A 10,755-nucleotide genomic window follows, 5' to 3' on the forward strand; every position below is an offset into this window, starting at 1 on the left:
GGATTCGTCCGCAGTGCTCCGGACTTCAGGACTCTGTTGGCTAATACGTGTTGTTATGCGATGATCACCTGCCGTAACCCAATGAAGTGTGACGTACGGGTCGGCCCCAGGGGCGTCCCGGTCAGCCAGGCGTCGAGACGGACCAGGTTGATCGCGGTAGCCGTCAGCACACTCTGCAGGTGGGTTTTGGCCAGGCCGATATAGCGGGACCGGCGCCGGCCGTGACCGCGGACCGCCTGCGAGATCGTGCCTTCGACACCGGCGCGGATCTGATAGCGGCGTTGCCGGTCCTCGCCTTGCTGGACGGCACGTGCGCAGGCGAGCGCCTCGTGCTGTTCCCGTGGCCGGAGCGTGAGCTTGCGGGAGGCTGTCGCCGATTTGGTGCACCGGGCGCGGACCGGGCATGGAGTGCAGTGGGCATGGGAGAAGTTCACCTTGATGACCGAGAAGTCGAACCCCGCGTCTTCCAACTCCAGGCCGAGCGCGTATTTCCAGTCCAGCCGGCCGCGAACCGCATCGGCGGCCTGACGGTCTGACAACCCTTCGGCGTACTGCAACACCAGCGCGAGAGCCACCCGGGCGGGTGACTCGGCGGGTCGCCCGTCACCAGGAAACAGATCGGCGAAGTCATCGTCACTGAAGATCGTCCCTAGCGCGTCGCGGAGCCGCATGCACATACCGCCTTTGGGAAACGCGGCTGTTGCCACCTTCCGGGTCGCCTCGGGAATCTCCGTGAACGACCCCGGACGCATCGACACGCTTCTCGCCCCTCCACCCCAAATCGGATCTTGCGCAGACCCTGATCAGAGCCGCCAGGAACGATCAACCAGGTTCGCCAACAGAGTCCTTCAAGCCGGGGGTGAAGCGGACTGTCCCGCGTAGCGGGGCAGGAAAGCCGATCCGCCGCCAAGGCGGATCGGCGTTACCCGGCGGAGTCGAGATGGTTGTGCCGTTCGATCCGCCAGGCGTGGCAGACGGGACGGCGTGGGGTTCGCGGTGGTGTTCGGCGGTGGCCGGCTCACCGGTGAAGAAGTAGGCGCCCCAGGTGGTCGCGAGTTCTCGAACACCCATTCGCCCGGCCCGGTACCGAGATACCTTTGGCACCGTGCAGCTCAGGTACAACTTCCGCCTCTACCCGACCGCTGGTCAGCGCGTCGCGCTGGCGCAGGCGTTCGGGTGCGCGCGGGTGGTGTTCAACGACGGTCTGCGCGCACGGACCGACGCCCATGCGGCCGGGCTGCCGTACGTTTCGGACGGTGAGCTGTCCAAGCGGGTCATCGCCGAGGCGAAGAAGACGCCGGAGCGCTCCTGGCTGGGTGAGGTGTCGGCTGTGGTGTTGCAGCAGGCGCTGGCGGACCTGAACCAGGCGTACCGGAACTTCTTCGACTCGATCAGCGGGAAGCGGAAGGGGCCGAAGGTGGGCCCGCCCCGGTTCCGGTCCCGCAAGGACAACCGGCAGGCGATCCGCTTCACCAGGAACGCCCGGTTCTCCATCACCACGGGCGGGAGGTTGCGCCTGCCGAAGATCGGGGACGTGGACGTCCGCTGGTCCCGTTCCCTGCCCGCCGGACCGTCCAGCGTGACGGTGGTCCAGGACGCGGCCGGCAGGTACTTCGCCTCGTTCGTCGTCGAGATCGGCGAACGGCCTCTCCCGCCGGTCGAGTCCGAGACAGGAATCGATCTGGGGTTGGGGCACTTCGCTGTCCTGTCCGACGGGCGGAAGATCGACTCGCCGCGTTTCCTGCGCCGGGCGGAGAAGAAACTCAAGAAGCTTCAGCGGGCGCTGTCGCGTAAGGTCAAGGGGTCGAGCAACCGGGTCAAGGCCCGGCGGAAGGTCGCCCGGCAGCACGCGAAGGTCGCCGACGCGCGCCGCGAGTTCCACCACCGGCAATCCACTCGGATAGTTCGCGAGAACCAAGCGATCTACGTGGAAGACCTGGCCGTGGCGGGACTGGCACGCACCCGGCTGGCCAAGAGCGTGCATGACGCGGGCTGGTCGGCGTTCGTGGGCATGCTGGAGTACAAGGCCGCCCTGTACGGGCGGGTCTTTCATCGGATCGACCGGTGGTTCCCCTCCTCCAAGCTGTGCTCGGACTGCGGGGCCGTCGCCGAGTCGATGCCGCTGAACGTCCGGTCGTGGAGTTGCCCGTGCGGCGCGGTCCACGACCGGGACGTCAACGCCGCACGTAACATCCTGGCCGCCGGGAGGCGGCAGGTCGCCGCTGGACGGAAACCCGTGCCTGAGATGGGCGGGAAGCGGAGACCCAAAACGCCTGTGGAGACCCGTAAGACCCCGGCCCCCGCGCCCCGGCGCGGTAAGAAGGGCACGGTCGAGGAAGCAGGAAGCCACCGAAGTGCCGCCGCGTGAGCATGTGCGGCACAGGCGGAATCCCCGGGCTTCAGCCCGGGGAGCGCGTCAAGTACCGGACTTGACATCGGTCAGCCAGGCGCACCACTCGGCGACTCCCTCGCCGTTCTTCACGCTGGTCTCGATGACCGTCGCGGCCGGGTTCACCGCGCGCAGGTTGGCGTAGAACTCGTCCAGGTCGAAATCCAGATACGGCAGCAGATCGATCTTGTTGACGATGACCAGGTCGGCCGTGCGGAACATGACCGGGTACTTCAGCGGCTTCTCCTCGCCTTCGGTGACGGAGTAGACCATCGCGCGAGCGTGCTCGCCGACCTCGAACTCCGCGGGGCACACGAGGTTGCCGACGTTCTCGATGACGACGAGGTCGAGCTCGTCCAGTGGAAGCCGGGGGAGCGCGGAGCGCACCATCGGCGCGTCGAGATGGCATTCGCCGCCGAAGCCGTCGCCGGTGTTCACCAGCGCGACGGCCGCGCCGAAGCCTCGCAGGCGATCGGCGTCCAGGCTGGTCTCGATGTCGCCCTCGATGACGCCGACGCGGACACGGCCCTGAAGGCGCCGCAGCGTCTCGCGGAGCAGGGAGGTCTTGCCGGCTCCCGGCGAGGACATCAGGTTGACCACCGTCACCCCGGCCGCGTCGAAATCGGCGCGGTTGCCGGCGGCCGTACGCTCGTTCTCGCCGAAGATCCGCTCGAGCACGTCGACGCGCTCGGCGCCGGTCTGGTAGCCCGAGTGGTCGCCGAGATCGTGACCACCGCCGGCCGCCGTGGTGTGGCCGTGCCCGTGTTCGTGTTCGTGTCCGTCGTGTTGATGGAATCGTCCCATCGATGCTCACGCCTCCGCGAGTTCCAGCGAAGTGATCAGGAATTCCTCGCCCGCGACGATCGACACCCGCGGGCTCCCGCACGACCCGCAGCGCATGACCGGCGCGGTGAGCGTCTCGGCGTGCTCGCATTCGGTGCAGCGAATGCGCGCCGGGATGCTCTCGACCCGCAGCTCCGAGCCGTCGAGCGCGGTGCCTTGGATGACGATGGACCAGCAGTAGACCAGGGTGTCGGGGACGATCTGGCGCAGATGGCCGACCTGGACGTGCACGGTGCGCACCGGTCGTTCATCCGCGTGTTCGGTGACGATGCCGGCGATGGAGCGGCAGATCGACAGTTCGTGCATGGCAACCGGCTCCCTCGTGGGTGCCCGGGGATTTCGCAGAGGCTACACGTTATGGCACGGGGCTTCCAACCCTGGGGATCCGCCCCTGGGCCTCACGAGAAGGTTGAGGACCCATTGCGGAGGGTGTCGGACGGTGATTCGCCCCAGCGTTTGCGATAGAGCGTCGCGAAGTTGCTGAGGTGGGTGAAGCCCCAGTGCTCGGCGATGTGGGTGACCGTGACGCCGTCGGACGGGATCGCGTCGGTGAGTTCCTCGCGCGCCCGTTCGAGCCTGCGGTCGCGCAGGTAGCTCATCGGCGTGGTGCCGAGCTCGGCCTGGAATCCCTGCTGGATCGCCCGGACGCTCATGTTCACGTGCCGGGCGATGTCGTTCATGGTGATCGGCTCGGCCAGATTGGCCTCGATGAAGTCGAGGGACAGCCGCACCGCGGGCCTGGCCGGCTTGCCCGTCGGTCGTACGAGCTGCTCATAGTAGTTGGACGGCTGCACGAAGAGCAGGCTGCTCATGATCAGCTCTTCCAGCGCGCCGACGCCGTGCCCGCGCTGCACGAGTGATCCGGTGTGGAATATCTCGGTGTTGAGGAGCTGGAGCGCGCCGTTCCAGCGCACCGCCGTGTCGCTGATCAGCTCCATCTCGGGCTCGAAGACGATCGGACGGGTCAATGTCCTGCCGAGTAGCCGGGTGACGTAACGGGTGAGCGCCTCCTGCTCGATGCGGATGATCAGCTGTGGCGAGTCGTGGTCGAAGCGCATGACGACGCTCTGCCCGGGACAGGTGATGACGGCGCGGGTGGTGTTCGCCTCCAGCCTGCGGCCGCCCTGGTCGCACAACGCCCGGCCGTTCATCGGCATGTGCACCGCGATGTACGGGCCGATGACGGGAAAGTCCAACGTGGCGGCGACGTGCAGGTCGATGTACAGCATCGACACGTCGCGCAGTCGCACGCCGTGCAGGCTCGCGGCGAAGCGGTTGGAGTCGAAGCCCGTCAGGGTGAGCCGGTTGTCGGAGAGGGCCTGCCCGATCAGCAGGGAGGCGTCGTGGAGATCATCGGTGTAGAAGATCTCGTGGGCTTCGAGCGCGCGGGGGATCCCGCGCGAGCGGGCTCGTGGGCGTACGGGGTTGGCCGTGCGCCTGGCGTCGATGAAAGAGAACTTGGCCAGCCGCGACATGATCGACTCGATTCCCCCTGCCGCGCCGCTGATCTTCGCACAGATGGCAGTGATTGTGCGCAATCGTGGCAGCGCGTGCGCCTGAGTGATAGTCAGCCAGCGTACGACATTCCTAACATTGGGCCTCTCCTGTTCATGTCAACTTCTTTTCCGTCCGGTTAAGAAGTGCGTCCTTCACGGAGGCACATGTGGCATCGGACCGTCAGCTCACCGCGCCGCCTCACGGCGACTCCGTGCTGTCGAAGCTCGACGACCCCCGCGTGGCCGAGGCGCTGTGCGACCTGCTTGACCATGCCGACCTGCTGGCCATCCTGGTGACGGGCCTCGACGGGTTCGTGCGGCGCGGGGACACGATCGCCGGAGGTCTCGCCAAGGCGGTCGGAGAGCTGCGCGGCGCGATGGCCGCCGCGCCCGAGGCGCTGAAACCGCTTGATCTTCCGAAACTGGCAACGAGCCTGCGCACCCTTTCGGGCGCGGTCTCCGAGGCGACGCCCGGCTTGGAGCTTCTGCTGAAGTCGGAGCTCACCGATCCGGAGGTCGTCGAGTTGGTCTCGCTGGCCGCCCGATCCCTAAGGAAGGGCGCCGAGCAGGCCAGGCTCGAGCCCATGGGGCCGATCGGTGTCTTCTCGCTGATGCGAACCCTCAAGGACGACGACGTCGCACGCGGGCTCGGCTTCCTGATCCAGGTGGCGAGAGCGCTCGGGCGCGAGATCAGCGAAACCTGACCACGGCGCGGCACGCGCCGCCGCCTTTCATGTCCGTCCCGCGGAGCCGTGGTACGGAGAAGTTCCGGAAGGGGATCCCATGTCATCAGTGCTGTGGCTCCAGGGCGGTGCCTGCAGCGGCAACACCATGTCGTTCCTGAACGCCGAGGAACCGAACGTCGTCGACCTGGTCACGGACTTCGGGCTGGACCTGCTCTGGCACCCCTCGCTCGGTCTCGAACTGGGCGAGCACGCGCAGAAGCTGTTCTGGGACTGCGCCCAGGGCACGAAACCGCTGGACATCTTCGTCTTCGAGGGCACCGTCATCGAGGGGCCTGACGGCACCGGCCGCTACGACATCTTCGCCGGCCGGCCGATGAAAGACTGGGTGACCGATCTCGCGGCGGCCGCCCAGATCGTCGTGGCGATCGGGGACTGCGCGTGCTGGGGCGGGATCCCCGCCATGGAGCCGAACCCTTCGGGCTCGACCGGCCTGCAGTTCCACAAGCGCGAGCGGGGCGGCTTCCTCGGCCCTGACTTCCGCTCAGGGATGGGCCTGCCCGTGATCAACATCCCCGGCTGTCCCGCGCATCCCGACTGGATCACGCAGATCATCGTGGCGCTCGCCACGGGGCGGGCCGGTGACATCGCGCTCGACGAGCTGCACCGGCCGCAGACCTTCTTCAAGACGTTCACCCAGACCGGATGCACCCGCGTCCAGTTCTTCGAGTACAAGCAGTCGACCACATCCTTCGGCGAGGGGACACGCAGCGGATGCCTCTTCTACGAGTTCGGGTGCCGCGGCCCGATGACCCACTCTCCGTGCAACCGGATCCTGTGGAACCGCCAGTCGTCCAAAACCCGGGCCGGCATGCCCTGCACCGGGTGCACCGAGCCGGAGTTCCCGTTCTTCGACCTCGCGCCCGGCACGGTGTTCAAGACCCAGAAGGTGAGCGGGCTGATCCCCAAGGAGATCCCGGAGGGCAGCGACCACCTCACGTACATGGCGCACGCCGCCGCGGCCCAGATCGCCGCGCCGCAGTGGTCCAAAGAAGACATGTTCGTCGTGTGACCCGGCCGCGTTCCCCATCGCCCGCGCCGGACGTGAGAAAGGACTGACCCGTCAATGACAGCGATCGACCTGTTCGTCAGCCCCCTGGGCCGCGTCGAGGGCGACCTCGACGTGCGGGTGACGATTGAAGACGGCGTGGTCACCTCGGCCTGGACCGAGGCCGCGATGTTCCGGGGCTTCGAGATCATCCTGCAGGGCAAGGACCCGCAGGCCGGGCTGATCGTCTGCCCGCGCATCTGCGGCATCTGCGGCGGCAGCCACCTCTACAAGTCCGCCTATGCGCTCGACGTCGCCTGGCGGACCCACATGCCGCCCAACGCCACGCTCATCCGCAACATCTGCCAGGCCTGCGAGACCCTGCAAAGCATCCCGCGCTACTTCTACGCTCTGTTCGCCATCGACCTGACCAACAAGAACTACGCGAAGTCCAAGTGGTACGACGAGGCCGTGCGTCGCTTCGCGCCGTACGTCGGCACTAGCTACGGCCCCGGGGTGGTGTACTCCGGCAAGCCGGTCGAGGTGTACGCCATCTTCGGCGGGCAGTGGCCGCACTCCAGCTTCATGGTCCCCGGCGGTGTCATGTGCGCACCCACGCTGTCGGACGTCACCCGATCCATCGCCATTCTCGAGAACTGGAAGGACCAGTGGCTCGAGAAGCAGTGGCTGGGCTGCTCCGTCGACCGCTGGCTGGAGAACCGCACCTGGGAGGACGTGCTCGCCTGGGTGGACGAGAAGCCCTCGCACTACGAGAGCGACTGCGGGTTCTTCATCCGCTACGGCCTGGACATCGGCCTGCACAAGTACGGCGGCGGCGTCGGCAACTTCATCGCCAGCGGCACCTACTTCGAGCCCTCGATGTACGAGAACCCCACCATCGAAGGGCGCAATGGCGCGCTGATCGGACGCTCCGGGATCTACGCCAACGGGCAGTGGCACGACTTCGACCAGGCCCGGGTCAGGGAGGACGTCACCCACTCCTTCTACGAGGGCACCAAGGCGCTGCACCCGTTCGAGGGGGAGACCAGGCCCATCGACCCCGAGGTCGGCCGGGCCCAGGGCAAGTACAGCTGGGCGAAGTCGCCGCGCTACGAGGTTCCCGGCCTGGGCTACGTGCCGCTGGAAGCGGGTCCGCTGGCCCGGCGGATGGCGGCGGGCGGCCCGAACGCCGCCCCGCACCAGGACAACGACCCCCTCTTCGTGGACATCGTGAACACCTTGGGCCCGTCGGTGCTGGTACGCCAGCTCGCACGGATGCACGAGGCGGCGAAGTACTACAAGTGGACGCGGGCCTGGCTCGACCAGATCGACCTGCATGACAGCTTCTACACCAAGCCGACAGAGTATGCGGAAGGTAAAGGCTTCGGGTCCACCGAGGCGGCCCGCGGCTCGCTCTCGGACTGGATCGTCATCGAGGACGGCAAGATCGCGAACTACCAGGTGGTCACGCCGACCGCCTGGAACATCGGGCCTCGCGACGGGGACCAGGTGCTCGGTCCGATCGAGAGCGCCATGGTCGGTTCGCGCATCGTCGACCAGGAGGACCCCGTCGAGCTGGGGCACGTCGCCCGTAGCTTCGATTCGTGCCTGGTGTGTACAGTGCACGCCTACGACGGCAGGACCGGACGCGAGCTGAGCAAGTTCGTGATCAATGGAACGGTCTGACACCCGTCGGCCGGGATTCTCCGGCGCCCTCCGGCCGGCGGCGACCGGCCGGAGGGCCTCCGGCGTGCGGGGGACCACCCCGCCGAAGCGGCTCGTTTTTCACGGCGATGTGAGGAAGTGATCCGATGACGCGGCTCGATGAGGAACCGATCGAGGGCACGGAGGTCCACGCGTGCCAGGTTCTCGTCGTGGGCTGCGGCAACCTGCTCCGCGGGGACGACGGGGTGGGTCCCGTCCTGGTCCGGCACCTGTGGGAGCACGGTGTGCCCGACGGCGCGCGGATCGTGGACGGAGGGACCGCGGGCATGGAGGTGGCCTTCCGCATGCGCGGAGCCCGCAGGGTCGTCCTGGTCGACGCCGCGCGGACCGGCGCGACGCCCGGGACGATCTACCGCGTGCCGGGCCCCGCCGTGGCCGACCTGCCCCCGCTGGGCGGCCTGCACACGCACTCCTTCCGCTGGGACCACGCGCTGGCCTTCGCCCACTGGCTGCTCAAGGACGCCTATCCCGACGACGTCACGGTGTTCCTGATCGAGGCCGAGCGCGTCGACCCGGGCGCGGAGCTCTCCCCGGCGGTGCGGCAGGCCATGGAGAAGGTGATCGTCCTGATCGAAGCCGACTTTCTGGCCGGGCTCAGACCCCCCGGATCCGAGCGGCCGAGGGTGGAGTTCACCGAGGACGGATATCTGCGGCTCGGCGCCGACCTGGCCGCGCGCCGCTTTCCCGGCGACGCCGCGGTGGCCGTCCGCCGCGACGGCGAGCTCTGGCTGATCCCGTTGCGCGGACCGCAGGGCGGTGGCCTGCTGCTGAAGCAGCGCACTCCCGAGGGCGACCGCTGCGTCCTGGTCCGCGAGGTGCTGGACGACCGGTTCCCGGTAGGGACGCACCCCGCGATCTGGGACGACACGAACGGCGCGCTCCGTGTGCCGCTCCAGGCGGAGCGGTGGTCGTCGTGAACGGCTCGTGTGGGAGCGGTGAGTACATGATCGACGAGGTCCGTGCGGAGCCCGCCGCCCGCCCGCAGCCGCTCGGGGTGTTCCCGCTGCCTGCGGGGTTCTTCCTCGTCCCTGGTGGAGAGGACACCGAGGCGTGCCGGGCCGACCTCGTGGCGGGCCGGGTGCCTCAGAGCTGGCCGCCCGCGCTGCGCGCACACGAACTCGCGCTGGCGGGGGACATCGACGGGGCACGCGCCGAATTGCGCGGCGACGACCCCGTCACCAGGTACAACCGGTTCGTCGTCGATCCGGACGGCGAGGATCCCGCCCGGCTGCGCGAGGACCTCGGCGAGCCGTTCGCCGTACTGGTGGACCTGGTGTCCTTCGTCCTCGGACGCGCCGACAGTCCTCCAGAGCTCGGCACGGCCGATGGCGAACTGGCCGCACTGGTCCTGTCGGCACAGGCCACCCAGGCCGTGGACCGTGGCGAGCCCGAGCGGGCACTGCGGCTGCTCGAGGAGGCCGTGACGCCGGCTCTCGGGGTGTCCCGCCCTCTGGCGGGCGTGCTGCTCGGTGCCGCGGCCGCGATCCGTAAGGACGCGCGCGTGCCCGGAACGTCCGGGCCGGCCCAGGAGGTGGTGGACACCCTGGGGCGGGCACTGGAACTGCTGGACGGCACCGACCTGCGGGTCGCGCAGGCCGAGATGCACCTGACGCTGGCGCTGACGCTGCACGAGGAGGCGGGCGAGCGCCGCGACCTGCTGGTCAGGGCCGTGAAGCACTACCAGGCGGCGCTGCGGCTCGTGACCTCCGGCGAGGCGCCCGAGCTGTGGGCGGCGGCCCACGCCAACCTGGCCACCGCCTACCTCACCATGCCGATGACGGAGGCGTCCGACCAGCTACGCCGGGGGGTCGCGGTACGGTCGCTGCGCTCCGCGCTGAAGGTGTACACGCCCGAGACCCATCCGGAACGGTGGGCGAGCGCCCAGCTCAACCTCGCCAACGCGTTGGTCTACGTGCCTTCCCGGCACCAGGGCGACAACCTCGTCGAGGCGGTCGAGCTGTACGAGGCGGTGCTCGAGGTGCGCGACCGTGAGCACGACCCCCTCGGGCGCGCCCGGGTGCTGGCCAACCAGGGCAACGCCCTGGCGCACCTGGGCATGTTCGACCACGCCAAGGCCAAGCTCTACGAGGCGCGGTTCATCTTCGAGGAGTTCCAGGACGGGGAGTCGGTCCGCACGGTGCGCACCGTGCTGGACGAGATCGCCCGTCAGACGACATTGACCAGGACCCAGGGATAGGTGCCATGGACGCCTACCAACGGCAGCAGTTCGACGTCATGCTGCTCACCGCCGCGGAACGGTTCGCCGAGCGGATCGTCCAGCGCTGCGAAGGCCAGGACAACGCGCTGCGCCGCCTGCGTACCGACCCGCAGGGCGAGGGGGTGTGGCTGGACGAGTACGTCGACGCGGTGTTCGCCGACTTCTGTCTCGACGACGCCGCCGGTTCCGCGTTCGTGTTGCAGGCCCTGCACAAGCGGCAGGTGACCGTGGACGACACCGGGACCGTGTCGGACGTGCTCGCCCGGCTCGCCAGGAAGGCCTTCGCCGAGCTCCTGGCGGCCAAGGTGATCGAGGCCATGGACCGGGCCGAACGGTACGGATGAGGGGCGAGA

Annotated in this window: 11 protein-coding genes; 7 read left to right on the plus strand and 4 right to left on the minus strand. The window is 68.4% G+C overall.

Annotation, left to right across the window (positions count from 1 at the left end; all coding sequences use genetic code 11):
* Positions 1–53: 53 nt before the first annotated feature.
* On the minus strand, positions 54–758 hold the full coding sequence (locus AB0H21_RS33925) for a transposase (protein WP_358525077.1): 705 nt from the start codon (positions 756–758) through the stop codon (positions 54–56).
* Positions 759–1,105: 347 nt separating this feature from the next.
* Here AB0H21_RS33925 and AB0H21_RS33930 point away from each other — a divergent pair, with 347 nt between their 5' ends.
* A complete protein-coding gene (locus AB0H21_RS33930) occupies positions 1,106–2,368 on the plus strand; it encodes a transposase (RefSeq protein ID WP_358525079.1) in 1,263 nt (420 codons plus the stop codon).
* A gap of 48 nt (positions 2,369–2,416) precedes the next feature.
* On the opposite strand, the gene hypB is transcribed toward AB0H21_RS33930, so the two are convergent.
* The 3 genes from hypB to AB0H21_RS33945 form a co-directional block, all read right to left on the minus strand.
* Positions 2,417–3,193 (minus strand): hydrogenase nickel incorporation protein HypB, encoded by a 777-nt coding sequence (gene hypB, locus AB0H21_RS33935; RefSeq protein ID WP_358525081.1) that lies wholly within the window; start codon positions 3,191–3,193, stop codon positions 2,417–2,419.
* Between the two features lie 6 nt (positions 3,194–3,199).
* Positions 3,200–3,538 carry a hydrogenase maturation nickel metallochaperone HypA gene (locus AB0H21_RS33940; RefSeq protein ID WP_358525083.1) on the minus strand — a complete coding sequence of 113 codons (339 nt, stop codon included), beginning with the start codon at positions 3,536–3,538 and terminating at the stop codon, positions 3,200–3,202.
* 92 nt (positions 3,539–3,630) lie between these two features.
* A complete protein-coding gene (locus tag AB0H21_RS33945; protein WP_358525085.1) occupies positions 3,631–4,770 on the minus strand; it encodes an AraC family transcriptional regulator in 1,140 nt (379 codons plus the stop codon).
* A 125-nt stretch (positions 4,771–4,895) separates the two neighbouring features.
* Between AB0H21_RS33945 and AB0H21_RS33950 the strand changes: the two genes are divergently transcribed.
* The 6 genes from AB0H21_RS33950 to AB0H21_RS33975 all read left to right on the plus strand — a co-directional run bounded on the left by AB0H21_RS33950 (position 4,896) and on the right by AB0H21_RS33975 (position 10,746).
* Positions 4,896–5,432, plus strand: a complete 537-nt coding sequence (locus AB0H21_RS33950) for a DUF1641 domain-containing protein (RefSeq protein WP_358525087.1) — start codon at positions 4,896–4,898, stop codon at positions 5,430–5,432.
* Between the two features lie 79 nt (positions 5,433–5,511).
* Positions 5,512–6,483 (plus strand): hydrogenase, encoded by a 972-nt coding sequence (locus AB0H21_RS33955; RefSeq protein ID WP_358525089.1) that lies wholly within the window; start codon positions 5,512–5,514, stop codon positions 6,481–6,483.
* Positions 6,484–6,537: 54 nt separating this feature from the next.
* The gene (locus AB0H21_RS33960; RefSeq protein ID WP_358525091.1) at positions 6,538–8,145 is read left to right on the plus strand and encodes a nickel-dependent hydrogenase large subunit; all 1,608 of its coding nucleotides are present in this window, start codon (positions 6,538–6,540) and stop codon (positions 8,143–8,145) included.
* 125 nt (positions 8,146–8,270) lie between these two features.
* Positions 8,271–9,101: a hydrogenase maturation protease gene (locus tag AB0H21_RS33965; protein WP_358525092.1), complete on the plus strand. Its 831-nt coding sequence runs from the start codon at positions 8,271–8,273 to the stop codon at positions 9,099–9,101.
* Positions 9,102–9,127: 26 nt separating this feature from the next.
* Positions 9,128–10,381, plus strand: coding sequence for a tetratricopeptide repeat protein (locus tag AB0H21_RS33970; RefSeq protein WP_358525094.1), 1,254 nt, complete (start codon positions 9,128–9,130; stop codon positions 10,379–10,381).
* A 5-nt stretch (positions 10,382–10,386) separates the two neighbouring features.
* Positions 10,387–10,746 carry a hypothetical protein gene (locus tag AB0H21_RS33975; protein WP_358525096.1) on the plus strand — a complete coding sequence of 120 codons (360 nt, stop codon included), beginning with the start codon at positions 10,387–10,389 and terminating at the stop codon, positions 10,744–10,746.
* The last annotated feature ends 9 nt before the right edge of the window (positions 10,747–10,755 follow it).

This window comes from Sphaerisporangium sp. NPDC051011 (assembly GCF_040653595.1).
In the GTDB taxonomy this organism is placed as follows: Bacteria; Actinomycetota; Actinomycetes; order Streptosporangiales; family Streptosporangiaceae; genus Sphaerisporangium.